This window comes from Methyloferula stellata AR4 (assembly GCF_000385335.1).
Taxonomy (GTDB): domain Bacteria; phylum Pseudomonadota; class Alphaproteobacteria; order Rhizobiales; family Beijerinckiaceae; genus Methyloferula; species Methyloferula stellata.
In genome coordinates this window covers 4,038,965-4,053,602 of record NZ_ARWA01000001.1, presented here as the reverse complement: position 1 = coordinate 4,053,602, position 14,638 = coordinate 4,038,965, and the positions used below count along the sequence as shown (strand labels likewise).

15 protein-coding genes and 1 tRNA gene are annotated in these 14,638 nt (G+C 59.3%); 6 read left to right on the top strand and 10 right to left on the bottom strand.

What is annotated here, in order from left to right; translation table 11 throughout:
- The first annotated feature begins 97 nt into the window (after positions 1-97).
- Positions 98-931, top strand: coding sequence for a substrate-binding domain-containing protein (locus A3OQ_RS23145; protein WP_020177246.1), 834 nt, complete (start codon positions 98-100; stop codon positions 929-931).
- 20 nt (positions 932-951) lie between these two features.
- On the opposite strand, the gene arsH is transcribed toward A3OQ_RS23145, so the two are convergent.
- The 8 genes from arsH to A3OQ_RS0120075 form a co-directional block, all read right to left on the bottom strand.
- Positions 952-1,656: an arsenical resistance protein ArsH gene (arsH, locus tag A3OQ_RS0120110; protein WP_020177245.1), complete on the bottom strand. Its 705-nt coding sequence runs from the start codon at positions 1,654-1,656 to the stop codon at positions 952-954.
- Entirely contained in the window at positions 1,649-2,137 is a 489-nt protein-coding gene (locus tag A3OQ_RS0120105; protein ID WP_051116058.1) for a CoA-binding protein, read from the bottom strand. The genes arsH and A3OQ_RS0120105 overlap by 8 nt, the downstream gene beginning before the upstream one ends.
- Positions 2,082-3,146: an ACR3 family arsenite efflux transporter gene (arsB, locus tag A3OQ_RS0120100; RefSeq protein WP_020177243.1), complete on the bottom strand. Its 1,065-nt coding sequence runs from the start codon at positions 3,144-3,146 to the stop codon at positions 2,082-2,084. The genes A3OQ_RS0120105 and arsB overlap by 56 nt, the downstream gene beginning before the upstream one ends.
- Before the next feature lie 10 nt (positions 3,147-3,156).
- On the bottom strand, positions 3,157-3,582 hold the full coding sequence (gene arsC / locus A3OQ_RS0120095; RefSeq protein ID WP_020177242.1) for an arsenate reductase (glutaredoxin): 426 nt from the start codon (positions 3,580-3,582) through the stop codon (positions 3,157-3,159).
- On the bottom strand, positions 3,582-4,109 hold the full coding sequence (locus tag A3OQ_RS0120090; RefSeq protein WP_020177241.1) for an arsenate reductase ArsC: 528 nt from the start codon (positions 4,107-4,109) through the stop codon (positions 3,582-3,584). The genes arsC and A3OQ_RS0120090 overlap by 1 nt, the downstream gene beginning before the upstream one ends.
- The gene (locus A3OQ_RS0120085; RefSeq protein WP_020177240.1) at positions 4,102-4,461 is read right to left on the bottom strand and encodes an ArsR/SmtB family transcription factor; all 360 of its coding nucleotides are present in this window, start codon (positions 4,459-4,461) and stop codon (positions 4,102-4,104) included. The genes A3OQ_RS0120090 and A3OQ_RS0120085 overlap by 8 nt, the downstream gene beginning before the upstream one ends.
- A 92-nt stretch (positions 4,462-4,553) precedes the next feature.
- Positions 4,554-5,468, bottom strand: coding sequence for an SRPBCC domain-containing protein (locus tag A3OQ_RS24945; RefSeq protein ID WP_020177239.1), 915 nt, complete (start codon positions 5,466-5,468; stop codon positions 4,554-4,556).
- Positions 5,455-5,847 (bottom strand): ArsR/SmtB family transcription factor, encoded by a 393-nt coding sequence (locus A3OQ_RS0120075; protein ID WP_020177238.1) that lies wholly within the window; start codon positions 5,845-5,847, stop codon positions 5,455-5,457. Before A3OQ_RS0120075 ends, A3OQ_RS24945 begins: the two co-directional genes overlap by 14 nt.
- A gap of 139 nt (positions 5,848-5,986) precedes the next feature.
- On the opposite strand from A3OQ_RS0120075, the gene A3OQ_RS0120070 reads away from it, so the two are divergent.
- Positions 5,987-7,531, top strand: a complete 1,545-nt coding sequence (locus A3OQ_RS0120070) for a globin-coupled sensor protein (RefSeq protein ID WP_020177237.1) — start codon at positions 5,987-5,989, stop codon at positions 7,529-7,531.
- Positions 7,532-7,535: 4 nt separating this feature from the next.
- Here A3OQ_RS0120070 and A3OQ_RS0120065 read toward each other — a convergent pair whose 3' ends face one another.
- Positions 7,536-8,003 (bottom strand): chlorite dismutase family protein, encoded by a 468-nt coding sequence (locus tag A3OQ_RS0120065; protein WP_020177236.1) that lies wholly within the window; start codon positions 8,001-8,003, stop codon positions 7,536-7,538.
- A 430-nt stretch (positions 8,004-8,433) separates the two neighbouring features.
- Between A3OQ_RS0120065 and A3OQ_RS0120060 the strand changes: the two genes are divergently transcribed.
- Together A3OQ_RS0120060 and A3OQ_RS0120055 are read left to right on the top strand one after the other, a co-directional pair.
- Positions 8,434-9,183 (top strand): response regulator transcription factor, encoded by a 750-nt coding sequence (locus tag A3OQ_RS0120060; RefSeq protein ID WP_020177235.1) that lies wholly within the window; start codon positions 8,434-8,436, stop codon positions 9,181-9,183.
- 422 nt (positions 9,184-9,605) lie between these two features.
- Positions 9,606-11,069, top strand: a complete 1,464-nt coding sequence (locus tag A3OQ_RS0120055; RefSeq protein WP_020177234.1) for a porin — start codon at positions 9,606-9,608, stop codon at positions 11,067-11,069.
- Positions 11,070-11,191: 122 nt separating this feature from the next.
- On the opposite strand, the gene A3OQ_RS0120050 is transcribed toward A3OQ_RS0120055, so the two are convergent.
- Positions 11,192-12,697: a multicopper oxidase family protein gene (locus A3OQ_RS0120050; RefSeq protein ID WP_020177233.1), complete on the bottom strand. Its 1,506-nt coding sequence runs from the start codon at positions 12,695-12,697 to the stop codon at positions 11,192-11,194.
- 295 nt (positions 12,698-12,992) lie between these two features.
- Between A3OQ_RS0120050 and A3OQ_RS0120040 the strand changes: the two genes are divergently transcribed.
- Positions 12,993-13,077, top strand: a tRNA-Leu gene (locus A3OQ_RS0120040).
- A gap of 106 nt (positions 13,078-13,183) precedes the next feature.
- A complete protein-coding gene (gene tig / locus A3OQ_RS0120035) occupies positions 13,184-14,566 on the top strand; it encodes a trigger factor (protein WP_020177232.1) in 1,383 nt (460 codons plus the stop codon).
- The last annotated feature ends 72 nt before the right edge of the window (positions 14,567-14,638 follow it).

Genomic DNA, 14,638 nt, shown 5'->3' with positions numbered 1-14,638 from the left:
TCTTGCTTGTGTCGTTGGAATCCACAGGTCTTTTAATGCGCGCATGTCCGGTTCGGCCGATGGTCTTCGGGCAGCACCGAAGGAGAAATGAAGCTTCATGACGTTCCATTTTCCTCCTCTCTTGCGTCTTGTTGTTCTGGCGGTCCTTGTTGCATGTCCGATCGGCTTCGCTTTGGCGGACCCCTTCCAGCTTTATGCGGCAGGCAGTTTGAGAGAGGCCATGCAAGCGCTTGTCAAAGAGTCGGGACTGCCCGAAGGCAGCTTCGCAAAGCCGGTCTTCGGTCCAGCCGGCAGCTTGCGCGAACGCCTGGAAAAGGGTGAGCAGGCTGATCTCTTTGCTTCGGCCGATATGGCGCAGCCCGAAAAATTGAAGCGCGAAAAGCCGGATGTGCTTGTCGTTCCCTTTGCGCGCAACCGCATGTGCGCCATCGCGAAATCGTCGCTCGGATTGACGCCGGAAAATCTGGTCGACAGGTGGCTTTCCTCGGATGTGCGGATTGCGACCTCCATGCCCGGCGCCGATCCCGGCGGGGATTATGCGATGGCCGTGTTCGACCGGGCAGAGGCCCTGCATCCGGGCGCGGCGGCGCTTTTGAAGGCCAAAGCGCTGCATCCTTTCGGTCCGCAGGGGATCAAGCCGCTCCTGGGACATGGCCCGGCGGAGAGTCTTTTCCTCGGCGACCATGCTGATGCCTTGATCTCTTATTGCAGCGGAACGCCGGCTTTGCTTGCGGGCGTTCCGGGCCTGGTGTCGATCCCGCTGCCGGAAAGTTTGGAAGTGCACCCGGTCTATGGTTTTGCGGTCTTGTCGCGCGATCCGGCGGCGGAGCGCTTTGCGCTTTTCGTTCTATCGGATGCGGGGCAGGCGATTTTGCAAAAGCATGGCTTTCTGCCTTTGGACGGCGCAGGGCCGAAAACAGAAAACCCCTGACGGGCGCTTCGACTCCGCGATCAAATGGCTTTGGTGTCGGCGAGAACCGCTTTCTCCGTCGCCGCTTTGCGTTCGCTATAACGGTTGGTGAGATAGGGCGAGATGCCACGCGTCAGCAGGGTGAATTTGACGAGTTCTTCCATCACGTCGACGACGCGGTCGTAATAGGCCGACGGCTTCATGCGGCCTGCATCGTCGAATTCCTGATAGGCTTTCGCGACCGACGATTGGTTCGGGATCGTTATCATCCGCATCCAGCGGCCGAGGATGCGGAGCTGATTGACCGCATTGAATGACTGTGAGCCGCCGCTCACTTGCATCAGGGCGAGCGTCTTGCCCTGTGTCGGCCTCATGGCGCCCATTTCGAGGGGTATCCAGTCGATTTGCGCTTTCATGATGCCGGTCATCGCGCCATGGCGTTCGGGACTGCACCAAACCTGTCCCTCCGACCACATGGACAGGTCGCGCAACTCCTGCACCTTGGGATGATCGGCCGGGTGATCGTCCGGCAGCGGCAGACCGCTCGGGTTGAAGATGCGGGTTTCGGCGCCGAAGGTTTCAAGCAGGCGCGCGGCTTCCAGTGTCAGGAAGCGGCTGTAGGACCGCTCACGCAACGAACCATAGAGCAAGAGGATGCGCGGCTTGTGCGCAAGCGGGGCGGCCTGCAGACTGGTGACGTCAGGTGTCTGCAATACGCTTTGTACCACGTTCGGCAGATCATCCATTATGCTGGCCTCCAAAGAGCCGCGGTATTTCGATCGCCGGGCAGCGGTTCATGATGACCGCTATTTCTGCCGCTTCCGCTTTCCGCGCGGCTTCGTCATCTCGAACGCCAAGCTGCATCCAGAGGAATTTCGGATGTTGGAGCAGGGCCACAACCTCGTCGACCAGGCCTGGCACCGCCGCGTTGTTTCGAAACACATCCACCATGTCGATTGGGTCCGGCACGTCGGCGAGCGTGGCATAGACGGGCGCTCCGGCGATCTCCTGTCCGGCGAGCTTCGGATTGACCGCGCTGACGCGGTAACCGCGCCCCAGCAAAAAGCGCAGGACCCGATTGGAGTCCCGCCCCGGATTATCGGAAGCCCCCACTATAGCGATCGACTTTGTCTTGATGAGGATGTCACGCAGATAGGCGTCCGTGTAATTGTCATGATCGGCCAATGCGCACCTCGCTCGCACCGTTTTTCGGAGAGCCGCTTTCATACCAGCCTTGCGACGCTTTCACGATCCAGACGACGGAGAGCATCACCGGCACTTCGATCAAGACGCCGACGACGGTGGCAAGGGCTGCGCCGGAGTTGAAGCCGAAGAGGCTGATCGCCGCGGCGACGGCAAGTTCGAAGAAATTGCTCGCGCCGATCAAGGCCGATGGCCCAGCTACGCAATGCTTTTCGCCCGCGAGCCGGTTTAAAAGATAGGCCAGCCCCGCATTGAAATAAACCTGGATCAATATAGGCACGGCCAGCAAGCCGATGATGAGAGGCTGCGCGATAATCTGCTCGCCCTGAAAGCCGAAAAGCAGAACCAGTGTCGCCAGCAACGCCATCAACGAGAGCGGCTGGAGCCACGCGAGCAACCGGTCGAGCGCCGCCTCGCCACCCGAGGCGAGCACGGCGCGTCTTAGAAGCTGCGCCCCGATCACAGGAATGACGATATAGAGCGCGACCGAGAGGGCGAGCGTATCCCATGGCACGGTGATCGCGGAGAGGCCGAGCAGGAGCGCGACCAGCGGCGCGTAGGCAAAGACCATGATCGTGTCGTTCAGGGCGACTTGCGACAAAGTGAAATGCGGCTCGCCCCGGCTCAGATTCGACCAGACGAAAACCATGGCCGTGCAAGGGGCCGCGGCGAGCAGGATCAGCCCGGCGACATAGGAGTCGATCTGCCCCGGCGGCAGATAGGGCCGGAAGACATGACCGATGAACAGCCAGCCGAGAAGGGCCATCGAGAAGGGTTTCACCGCCCAATTGATGAAAAGCGTGACGCCGATCCCGCGCCAATGCGCCCGCACTTGGCCGAGCGCGGCGAAGTCGATCTTGATGAGCATCGGAACGATCATCAGCCAGATCAGGGCGGCGACCGGCAGATTGACCTTGGCGATTTCGAGAGCGCCGATCACATGGAAAAGGCCCGGCGCAAGCTGACCGAAAGCAATGCCGGCGACGATGCAAAGCGCGACCCAAATCGTGAGATAGCGTTCGAAAAAGGACATGATGGAATCTCTATGCTGTCGCCACACGCCGGCCGTGCTCGTCGATCACGCGCTCGCCGTTCTCCTTGATGAATGGTCCGTGTTGCGGCGGGAGGAGATCAAGAACGAGTTCCGAGGGCCGGCACAGGCGCACCCCTTGCGGCGTCACCACGATCGGGCGATTGATGAGGATAGGGTGCGCGCCGATCGCGTCGAGCAGGGCATCGTCCGAAAGCGATAGATCGTTGAGGCCAAGATCCTGAAAGGGAGTGCCTTTCTCGCGCAAGACCTGCCGCACGGTCAGACCTGCACGCTTGAGCAACTGCGCCAGCAGCAGCCGTGTCGGCGGGCATTTCAGGTATTCTATGATGTGTGGCTCGATGCCTGCGTTACGGATCATCGCAAGCGTGTTGCGTGAGGTTTCGCAGGCGGGATTGTGATAGATGATCGCATCCATCATGCGACCTCCGGGCGGGGCTTCGTCGCTCCATCCTGCTGGCCGATCTCGCGCAGTTTGGTTGTGAGCGATAGCTTGTCGAGGCTCTTCAGCGGCAGATTTGAGAAAGCTGAAATCCGGTTCTTGATATACCGGGCGGCGAGCACGAAGGCGGCTTCCTTTTGCAGGTCTGTTCCTTCGACCGCCGCGGGATCTTCAATGCCCCAATGGGCCGTCATCGGCTGGCCTGGCCAAACCGGGCAGGCTTCGCCCGCGGCGTTGTCGCAGACCGTGAAGACGAAATCCATGACCGGGGCTCCCGGCGCGGAAAACTCTTCCCAGCTTTTCGAGCGCAGATTCTCCGTCGGAAGATTGAGGCTTGCGAGCACTTTGATCGCGAATGGATTGACCTCGCCCTTTGGATGGCTGCCGGCGGAAAAGGCATTGAACCGCCCCGTCCCCTCCTTACGCAGAATGGATTCCGCCAGGATCGAGCGCGCGCTGTTACCGGTGCAGAGAAACAGGACGTTGTAGAGGCGATCAGGCATGGGCCTTCCCTTTTTTCGGCGGACAGCAAGGGGTGAGATCGGCGATGAGCGGGGCGCAGAGCTCCGGGCGGCCGCCGCAGCAATCCTTGACGAGAAAAAGCATCGTCTCGCGCAACTGTGAGAGATCGGCGCGATAGATGATCGAGCGGCTTTGCCGCTCGCCGACCACGAGGCCTGCGCGGCCCAGCACGGCGAGGTGAGCGGACAAGGTATTTTGCGGCACCTCCAGCAAACGGGCGAGTTCGCCCGCCGGAAGGCCTTCCGGCTCGTGTTTCACGAGCAGCCGGAAGGCTTCGAGACGGGTCGGCTGCGCGAGTGCGGCCAAAGCGAGGATTGTGCTTAATTCATCCATATATCCAGAATAATGGATATATTGAGTTCATGCAAGCTCGTGTTTCAAAGCCGCGCGTCCTAAGCGCGCGGCTTTGTCTATTCGTCACATCGTCAGTGCGCCGAAAGCAGATGTGCAAGGCGCTCGATGCTTTGCGTCCAGCCAGCCTCCATGCCTCCGATCATCGGCACCGCCTGCGGCACGAGCGCGGTCGCGCGCGTGTGCAGCACCATTTCCGTCTTTCCGTCGCGTTCCGTGAAAGTGACGGTCGTCAATCCGTCGATGATCGGATTGTCCTTGTCGTCCACGGCGAAGTTGGCAAAGACGATCCGCTCGGGCTCCACAATCTCTTGGAATATGCCGCGCATCGGATACTCGGTTCCGTCCGGCGCACGCATGACGATCAGGATTGCGCCGCCGGGCCTGACATCGATCTTGCAGACCGGATTGGTGAAGCCTTGCGGTCCCCACCAGGCGGCGAGATGCACGGGATCGGTCCAGGCCCTCCAGACGAGTGCACGCGGCGCATCGAATGTGCGCGTGATCGTCAGCTCGCGCGTGTTTCCCTGCATGATGGAAAGCTGATTGGCGAGTTTGTCGAAAGCCTGCTTATTGACTGGAACCGCGATGGGCTTGATGCCGTCGCAAGCGGCGGCCTCTTCGAAGAGCTGGCGGAACGTGAGCTTGGTTTTTCCATCGAGTTCTTCGAAGGTCGCTGTGACGCGGAATTTTGGCGCGAACACATGATCCAAGACGATTAGCGAGGGCGGGACGATCTCAACAAAGACCCACTCGTTCGGATAGTCGGTTCCATCCGGGCCATGCATTGTGAGGCGCCAAAGGCCGCCTTGTTTGAACTCGAATGTCTCGAACGTATTGCGAAAGTCTTTCGGTCCCCACCAATGCCGCAAATGCTGCGGCTCGCTCCAAGCCTGCCAGACGAGATCGCGCGGCGCCTCGAAAATGCGGGTGGTGACGATTTCGCGGTCTTCTTCGCGATCCTGCATGCTTTTCTCACTTGCCGGCATTGGTCTTTCCTCCCTTGCCACGTGTTTTCTTGGGCTCTTTTACCTCTGCCTGTGTCCCTGCTTGCAAGTCACGCAGATAATCGTCGAGGCGATCGAAGCTGTCGGTCCAGAAACGCCGATAATGCTCGATCCAATCGGCGGCTTCCTTCAGCGGCTTTGCTTCGAGCTTACAGGGCCGCGTCTGCGCCGCGCGGCTGCGCGAGATGAGCCCAGCACGTTCCAGCACCTGGATATGTTTCGAGATCGCGGGCTGGCTGAGAGCGAAGGGCTCCATCAGCTCTTTCACGGAGGCCTCGCCCGAAGCGAGACGTGCGAGAATGGCGCGCCGCGTCGGATCGGCGAGGGCTGCGAATGTGTCGTTGAGATGCTCGGGAGACATTGCATCGCCTATTAGTTATATAACTAATTAGTGATGTATGTGCCGCCGCCTGTCAAGCGGCTATTCTCACTTGATCTGCATCAAAGCCTGAGCTCGTCCTTAAGTCTGATTCTCCCCCTCTGATTCGGGGGACAACTTCATGGCGCGGCCCATACGCAACCAAACTTTTCTAAAGGAACGTCTCGATTTCATCGGGATGGACCAGCAAGCGCGGGCGGTCCTGAGCAAGGTGCAACCGCTTATCATGCGGTCCATCGGGCCGGCTCTCGCCGTCTTTTACGACAAGGTGAGCGCAACGCCGGACATGCGCAAATTTTTCCGCGACGACAAACATATGGCGGGCGCCAAGACCACCCAAGAAACACATTGGGGCATGATAGCCGCGGCCAATTACAATGAGGATTATGTCGGCGCGGTTCGAAAAATAGGCCAGACGCATGCGCGGATCGGCCTTGAGCCAAGATGGTATATCGGCGGCTATGCCCTGATCATCGAACAGCTCATTCACGCCGTCGTCAAAGAGCAGTGGCCGCATCTTCTGCAAATGGCGAAGGCTCGTCCGGAAGGCATGGCCGAGGCTCTTTCCTGTCTCGTCAAAGCGGCCATGCTCGACATGGATTTCGCGATTTCGATCTATCTTGAAACCTTGGACGAGCAGCGCCGCCGCGCCGAGGAAGCGCAGGAGGACGCAAAGCAGGAAGCGGTGATGGCCGTCGGTGCGATCGGTATCGGCCTCGCCAGACTGGCGGCGAAGGACCTCACCTATCGCATGCCGGCGGATATGCCTCCGGCCTATCGCGGCTTGCAGACCGATTTCAATGCGGCGATCGAACAGCTCGAAGCGGCGATGCAGGGTGTCGCCGGCAGCACAGGTGCGATCCGCTCGGGCACGCGGGAAATATCGATCGCATCCGATGATCTGTCGCGCCGGACGGAACAACAGGCGGCAAACCTCGAAGAGACCGCCGCGGCGCTCGACGAGATTACCGTGACGGTAAAGAAATCGGCGCAGAGCACGAGCCATTTGCGCCAGGTAGTCGCGGCCGCGAACGAAGACGCGCAAAAAAGCGCTGCCGTCGTCGGCGAGGCTGTCGATGCGATGGATGCCATCGCAACTTCGGCGCGCCAGATCAGCCAGATCATCGGCGTCATCGACGAAATCGCCTTCCAGACCAACCTGCTGGCTTTGAATGCCGGCGTCGAAGCGGCGCGGGCGGGAGATGCCGGCCGGGGCTTCGCCGTCGTCGCATTGGAAGTGCGTGCGCTCGCGCAGCGCACGGCCGAGGCGGCCAAGGAAATCAAAAGTCTGATTTCAGCCTCGACCACGCAGGTCGATCACGGCGTCAAGCTCGTCTCCGAAACCGGAAAGGCGCTGCAGCGGATCATGACCCAGGTTGCCGAGATCAACGGCGTTGCCGACGACATAGCGAGCGGCGCGCGGGAGCAGGCGACGGGGCTGAACGAGGTCAACGTCGCGATCAACCAGATGGACCAGGTGACGCAGCAGAATGCCGCGATGGTCGAGCAATCGACGGCGGCGAGCCATTCGCTGTCGGAGGAGACGACGCAGCTTTCGGGCCTTGTCGGGCAGTTCAAGCTCGGCCGGATCAATGAAAGCGATGTCCATGAAAGCAAAGTCATACGCAGCGAACTCAAGCGGGTTGTGCCGCACGCCTTCCGTTAGACAGTCAAAGACCGTCACGGCTTAAGCGGATATCGACCTCGCGATCGACGTAGCGCCATTCCTTCGTACCGCGCAGGCGTCGCACGAGCTCTTCAAAACGCTCGCTATGTTCGGGCGCGTATTCGAACCAGGTGAGAAAATCGAAGGGCTCACCAAGTTCACGGCTGTGATGGAGCCGCCTGGCGATCGCGGGGAGATAGTCGAGACCAATGCCTATATGCCGGGAGTCTTCTTCGAAAATGGCTCTCCGCTCATCCTGAGCCAAGGCCCACCAGGCCTCGGTCTTGCGGATGGGAATGAGCGCGGCGCGCGTTGCCTGCGGCCGAAGCAACCCTTCCTGACTCGCGGTCAGCGCGTCCGTTTCGGCCCGGTTGGTGTAGCGCGTGTTGCTTGTCACGCCGCGCAAATTCCAATCGCATTTTTGCGCGGCGAGCACTTCCGGGCCTTCGAGCACCGTCAATCTCTCGGCCATTGGTAATGTCTCGCCGATGACAGGGCTGATCTCGCTAATGCGCCATGTGCCCGACGAGTTTGCGACGAAGGTGACAGAGAGCGGCACAGGCGCATTCCTTGATATTGGGGGGACGTCCCCAGTCGCGTCTTGGCGCGAAAACATGCTGTCGAATAGAGCTAGATCCCTCGTTAATTACGGGGCGGCATCCGTCTTCGTTACGTTCACGTCGCCTCGGCGTAACAAAACGCCTCCGACGCTCGAATAAGGCAGAACAGCTGGTAGCTATCAATGCGCGAGCGCGCGAGCGGTATTGCAAACGATGCGTAATCAAATCTCTGGCGCATTTGTATGGCCTCGGTCCTATCCCTCCCGCATCGGTGATTGCTAGCGAGATGCGGGCCCATCCTGACAGCACGGCGTTCTGTGTTTCGTACCAGGAGCGTGCATCATGACCTGTAAGGTTCTGATCATCGAAGATCAGCGCGAGATCGCTGACCTCGTCAAGCTGCATCTTGGCGACATCGATTGCGACACCAAATTCCTCTTCGATGGCATCGTCGGTTTGGTTGAGGCCGAAGCGAACAAGTACGATCTCATCATTCTTGACCTGAGGCTGCCGGGCGAGGGCGGTCTCGATATTTGCCGCCGCCTGCGCTCGTGCATTGACTCTACGCCTGTTCTGACTCTCACTTCACGCGCTTCCGAGCTCGACCGTATTTTGAGCCTTGAGATTGGCGCTGACGATTATCTTACAAAGCCGTTCAGCGTCCTCGAATTGCGGGCAAAAGTGGAAGCGATTTTCCGCCATGTGGAAGCGATTGCGAACGCCGGCATCAACCCAAATGCGATCATCCGAGCGGGCGATATGGTCATCGATACCGATCAGCGCTCGGTCACCTTGTGCGGGCAGGAGATCAATTTGACGCCTAAGGAGTTCGATCTTCTTTTGCATCTCGCCCAAAACCCCGGCCGCGTCTACACGCGCGAGCAGCTTCTCGATTTCGTCTGGGGCTTCAATTATGCGGGCTATCGGCATACGGTCAATTCGCACATCAACAGGCTCCGCAGCAAAATCGAAACCGACCCGGCCAATCCGACCTATGTGCTGACGGTTTGGGGCGTCGGTTATAAATTTTCTGAGACCGCTGGAAACAGTGCTCGGTTAAGCGCTGCGCAAAAACGCTCGCCGCTCCCCTGACCTTGGAGCCCAGCGCGAACGCATGTTTCATGCAGACACGCACGTTCGAATTCTAATCGCTTGGCATGCGACGCAGGCGCGCAACCAAGTTGGCGTTGCACAGCGGCCTAGAGCGGATGCCAAAAAGTGGATCCCGATTTTTCGCTGAAATCATGAACGCAATCTAGCATGTAATTATCACGCCGTTATCACGACGGAGTATTGTGTTCGCCAGTCGCACGTAATTTTACGGCATTGATCTGCGCAGACATTTTTTAATGTCACACCCGTTTCAAAAACACGGATCCGTGAGAAACAAAATCAACACGCCTCTCGAACCAGAAAAGTCCGGAAAAAATTACATCCGGTCCGACATGGCAAGGGGGGATATGAAGATGCGAATTCAAAAGTCACGAAAAAATCACGCATTGGTCCAAACGTTGATGTTGAGCGGCCTCGCTACTTTCGCGGCAAGCCAGGTGAAGGCAGACGTTACAGATGAATTGCTGGATCAATTGAAAGCCAAAGGCATCCTGACTTCCGCTGAATATGCAAAACTGAAACAACGCCACGCGGCCGAATTGAAACCGCACCATGCCGTCGAAACGGCTGCTGCACCGCCGCCAGGAAAGCGCATCGTCACCAAGGATGATGTCACTATTGTTTCCGATGATCGCTATGTGACCCGCCTCGACAAAGGCATTGGTCTTCATGTCGGCCAGGTCGATGTGCAAGTCTCCGGTATTCTTTCGTTCTTTTCCGAGGAGAACTTCAAGACGCGGGCGAGCGGATCTGCTCTCATTGGCGGGGTCAACGGCAATGTCGTCGGTTTGAACAGCACGGTCAACGCCTCGAACTCTATTCGCTCGGGCCTTCTGCCGAGCGAGATCGCGGTCAAGTTGTCGACGAACCAGGAAGGCCTCGATTTGAGCGCGACTTTCGGGGTCTATGTCAGTGGCAATAATGGCGCGGCGCCGAATGGTCCGGGTAATCCGGTGGCGTTGGGTTCGAGCGGCATCGACTTCCGCCAAATTTTCGGCACGGTGGGCACGCCGACCTTTGGGACCGTCAAGATCGGCCGCGATCTCGGCCTCTTCGGCGGCGACGCCATCTTGAACGATGCCACGCTTTTTGGAGCCGGTTCCGCGCTTCTCAATGCGGCGCCGACCAACACGTCGCTTGGGCGCATCGGCGTCGGTTATGTATATGCCGATTGGATTCCGCAGCTCACATATACTTCGCCAGATTGGAACGGTTTCACTGCGTCGGCGGGCATCTTCACGCCTTATGATGCGACAAATATTTTCACGACAGCGGCGACGACCGGGACTCTCAGCGGCCACGACCAGCCACAGATTCAAGCCCAATTGCATTATAAAAGCGAGATCGCTCCTGGTGCCAAGCTCTTCCTCTGGACTGACGCCGTGACCCAACAATTTCGCGCTAATGTCGGCGATAACACCTTGCTGGTCCCCGGCGCCTCCGCGCGAGCCTGGGGGTTTGATGGCGGCGGCAAGCTCGATGTCGGCCCCGCCAGTGTGCTCGCCTATGGTTATTATGGCCAAGGCCTCGGAACCACCGGTCTCTTTGCCGAAAACAACAGCTTGGATGGCGAAATGCGCAAATCCTACGGGGGTTATGCGCAAGGGACTTGGAATCTAACCAATCGCTTCATCGTCGGTGCAAGCTGGGGTATCAGCGAACTTCAATCCACGAGTTTCGATCTTCTGTCTGCCTATAATCCGTTCCTGCTTCGCTCGAACGCATCCTATATCGGGTTTGTTCGTTACAAGCTGACGGATTGGATGAACATCCAGGCCGAATACATCCACAATATCGCGAAGAATCAGTCCGGCGGGGCTCTTCAATCCGATGAACTCGCGGTCGGTACTGCCTGGTTCTTCTGATTTTCGAGGGCGGGAGGATTCCTGGTTCATCGTAACCGTGAAAAAGCGAAGATGAGCCAGAAATCCGGACCCGAGAATTTCTCGTCAGCGCCTAATCGTATTCTTGTCTCACGTCACTTCTCTCACGTCACCTCGAACCATGTCGCGAGGCCGCTCGCGGCGCGGTCGGTGATCGAGGATTCGATCGCCCATTTGCCGGGATTGTCGGCGACGAAGGCTGCGTGTTTCGTGCGTCCTTCGGGGATGAGCACGGCGTCGCGCCAATAAGGCTCCCATCCGTCGTCGAGATCGTGCAGGAGCCGCAGCACATGGCCATGCACATGGATCTGCTGAAAGAACCCGGTCTTATTGGTAAAGCCGAGCGTTACGGCGGTGCCGCGTTTCACCGAAAACAGAGGCTTCTGCCCATGCCCGTCGGAAGCGACGCCATTCACCGTCCAAAGATGTGTGGGGTCGGAGGCTGAAACCGGCGCGGGAGCAGGCTGCGCGGCTTTCGCGCCGCCAACGGATTTTTTTGGCGCGACCGCAATGGCTGGCTTTGAGACCGCGCCTTCCTTCGGCGGCATGCCGCCTTCGATGGTGAGTTCGACCTTTGTCGATTTTTCGAGATGGATTTCCGCCGGGAGGAGCGGGTTCGACATAAGCACAGGCAGAGGCCCAAGATCGGCGCGCCTGTCGCCCTTGGTCCGAAAGGTCAGCAGCGTCTGATCCGGCATGCCGTCGCCGCGCAGAATGAGATTTGATTCGGTCGAGGCTTCGTCAGGCAGATCGAAGATGACATCGAAACGCGCGCCGGGCCCGGTCGGAAGCGTGCGGCGTACCGGCTCGAATGCTTCGCAGGGCTGACCGTCCATGCCGATCACTTGCGGCCTGACGCCGACGAAGCTTAAGATGATGAGCCGCGCTGTCACGGCGCTCAGGATTCTCAGGCGCAGCCGCGAGCCCGGTACAAAGGTTTGCTCGATGGGGGCAGGGGCCGAATTCACGGTCAGCAGCGAACCGGTGCGGCCCGCGCCCGCGGCCTCGTTGAAATTTTGGAAATCGGCGGCGATCGATCCTTTGTCGTCGAGCTTCCAATCGTCAAGCACGACGAGCATGTCGGCATCGACTTTGGGCGGTTCCGGCTCGTCGACGATGAGCACGCCATAGAGGCCGCGATCCAGCTCTTCGCCGGTCAGAGGCTGAATATCCGGATGATACCAGTAGAACCCGCTATCCGGCGGCGTGAAGCGGTAGTCGAAGCTCGCGCCGGGCGCGACTGGTTCCTGCGTCAGATTGGCGACGCCATCCATCGCATTGGTGATTCGCACGCCATGCCAGTGAATGGTGGTTGGCTGGTCAAGCTTGTTGGCGAGCCGGATCTTGACCTCTTCGCCTTTCTTATAGCGCAGCAACGGACCGGGAACGGTGCCGTCATAGCCCCAGATGCCAGTTTCGGCGGCGGGGTCCGGCTTCAGCCGCAAAGCGCCTTTGCGGGCTTCCAACAGCCGGAAGCCGTCTGTCCCGGCTGCCGGCTTGGAGGATGCGGTGGCGGCGGCCTCCGGCGGCTGCGCGCCTTCCGAGTGAGCCGGGAGCGAAATGAGGCTGGCCCCAAGCGAGCCAAGAAAAAGGCGGCGGCTGAAAAACATTAAAAATCCGGCGTGAGGGGACCGCGCGTCATGGTCAGGCTTGTCCCGGCCATCCAGCGGTTCAATTTAACTCCATCGAAAACGGTTTCTTCTTCATCACGAGACTTAAGTCCAGGTCCATGTGGGCGGAATTCGACCTTCGAAGCCTGTCCCGGATTGGGATGGCCGGTACAAAACGGGCTACGATGGACGGAAAAACCATGCGTCGCTTTTTTTGCTGCATCCTGCGAGCGCGGTTGCTATAGAGCGCGATCCCAGGCGGTGAGATGACGAGCGCCCTCTCGCGCGTCCGGTCGCGGGCGTGGCGGAACTGGTAGACGCGCCGGATTTAGGTTCCGGTGATGAAAATCGTGGGGGTTCGACTCCCTCCGCCCGCACCAGACCCTGTCTTTTCGCCTCAAACGCCAAACCTGCCGCGGTGGCCGCGACACGACTTTGGCGCCATCATGATCTGGGTGACAGAGTTTTGAAAGAAGGCTGATTGCGATGCAAGTGACCGAAACCCTCTCCGAGGGCCTGAAGCGCGAATATAAGATTGTGCTGCCCGCGGGCGATCTCGCAGCCAGGCTCAACGGCCAGCTCACCGAGATGAAGAGCAAGGCGCGCATCAATGGCTTTCGCCCCGGCAAAGTCCCGCTTTCGCATTTGAAACGCCTCTATGGCCGCTCGGTCATGCTCGATGTCGTGCAGGACGCCGTCTACGAGGCCAATCAGAAGATCGTCGAAGAGAATAAATTGAAGATCGCCGGCCAGCCGCGCTTCGACCTGCCGACCGAGCAGGCGGAAGTGGAAAAGGCCTTCGAGTCCTCCGGCGATTTTTCCTTCGGGGTCACTTACGAGCTTCTCCCGAAATTCGAGCTCGGCAGCTTTGACGACATCGAGATCGAGCGGCTCGTCGCGGAAGTGACCGAGGACGAAATCGATCAGATCGTCGGCCGGCTCGCCGATCAAAACCGCAATTTCGTGCCGAAGGAGGCCGAAGGCGCCACGGCCGAGAAGGGCGACAAGGCGACGGTCGACTTCATCGGCAAGCTCGACGGCGTCGCCTTCGATGGCGGCGCTGGAACCGACGTCGATGTCGTGATCGGCTCGCAAAGCTTCATTCCGGGCTTCGAGGACCAGATCACCGGGATGAAGGCCGGCGAAGCCAAGACAATCTCCTGCACTTTCCCGGAGAATTATTCGGCGGCCCAGCTCGCCGGCAAGGACGCGACCTTCGACGTGACGATGAAGTCGATCGCGGCGCCGGGCGAGCTCAAGATCGACGATGATTTTGCCAAAAGCTTCGGTTTCGAGGATCTCGCCGGATTGCGGACCTCAGTCCGCGACCGGATCAATGAGGAAAATGCGAACGCCGCCCGCTCGAAATGGAAGCGGGCGCTTCTCGACGCATTGGACAAAAAATATGCATTCGATCTCCCGCCGGGCATGCTCGAACGGGAATTCGCGACCATTTGGCAGCAGGCCGAGACCGAACGCCAGCAAGCCGGCCGCAGCTTCGAAGACGAGAAAACGACTGAGGAAGAAGCCCGGGCCGATTACATGCGAATCGCGGCGCGCCGGGTTCGCCTCGGTCTCGTCCTGGCGGAGATCGGCGAAAAGGCCGGCGTCACCGTCTCCGAGGAGGAGGTGTCGCGTGCGCTTCTCGAGCGCACCCGCAATTATCCGGGTCAGGAGAAGGCCATCTGGGACTTCTACCGGAAAAATCCCGGCGCCTTGAACGAGATCCGCGCGCCCTTGTTCGAGGAAAAGGTTGTGGATTACCTGATGACCCAGGTGAAGGTCGCTGACAAGAAAGTGACCCGCGACGATCTCGTCAAAATGGCCGCCGAAGAGCCTGAAGATGCGGCGGAAACACCGGCCAGCTGAGCCTTCGCTGTAAATTAAGCCTGCGAGAAGGAAGATTGGCCCGCCCTTTGCGGGACGGGTGGAGAGATATTA

Excerpts from the sequence above, each read along its gene's own strand:
- A3OQ_RS23145 (WP_020177246.1), top strand. The coding sequence starts at position 98 with ATGACGTTCCATTTTCCTCCTCTCTTGCGTCTTGTTGTTCTGGCGGTC.
- arsH (WP_020177245.1), bottom strand. The coding sequence starts at position 1,656 with ATGGATGATCTGCCGAACGTGGTACAAAGCGTATTGCAGACACCTGAC.
- A3OQ_RS0120105 (WP_051116058.1), bottom strand. The coding sequence starts at position 2,137 with ATGAAAGCGGCTCTCCGAAAAACGGTGCGAGCGAGGTGCGCATTGGCC.
- arsB (WP_020177243.1), bottom strand. The coding sequence starts at position 3,146 with ATGTCCTTTTTCGAACGCTATCTCACGATTTGGGTCGCGCTTTGCATC.
- arsC (WP_020177242.1), bottom strand. The coding sequence starts at position 3,582 with ATGGATGCGATCATCTATCACAATCCCGCCTGCGAAACCTCACGCAAC.
- A3OQ_RS0120090 (WP_020177241.1), bottom strand. The coding sequence starts at position 4,109 with ATGCCTGATCGCCTCTACAACGTCCTGTTTCTCTGCACCGGTAACAGC.
- A3OQ_RS0120085 (WP_020177240.1), bottom strand. The coding sequence starts at position 4,461 with ATGGATGAATTAAGCACAATCCTCGCTTTGGCCGCACTCGCGCAGCCG.
- A3OQ_RS24945 (WP_020177239.1), bottom strand. The coding sequence starts at position 5,468 with ATGCCGGCAAGTGAGAAAAGCATGCAGGATCGCGAAGAAGACCGCGAA.
- A3OQ_RS0120075 (WP_020177238.1), bottom strand. The coding sequence starts at position 5,847 with ATGTCTCCCGAGCATCTCAACGACACATTCGCAGCCCTCGCCGATCCG.
- A3OQ_RS0120070 (WP_020177237.1), top strand. The coding sequence starts at position 5,987 with ATGGCGCGGCCCATACGCAACCAAACTTTTCTAAAGGAACGTCTCGAT.
- A3OQ_RS0120065 (WP_020177236.1), bottom strand. The coding sequence starts at position 8,003 with ATGGCCGAGAGATTGACGGTGCTCGAAGGCCCGGAAGTGCTCGCCGCG.
- A3OQ_RS0120060 (WP_020177235.1), top strand. The coding sequence starts at position 8,434 with ATGACCTGTAAGGTTCTGATCATCGAAGATCAGCGCGAGATCGCTGAC.
- A3OQ_RS0120055 (WP_020177234.1), top strand. The coding sequence starts at position 9,606 with ATGTTGAGCGGCCTCGCTACTTTCGCGGCAAGCCAGGTGAAGGCAGAC.
- A3OQ_RS0120050 (WP_020177233.1), bottom strand. The coding sequence starts at position 12,697 with ATGTTTTTCAGCCGCCGCCTTTTTCTTGGCTCGCTTGGGGCCAGCCTC.
- tig (WP_020177232.1), top strand. The coding sequence starts at position 13,184 with ATGCAAGTGACCGAAACCCTCTCCGAGGGCCTGAAGCGCGAATATAAG.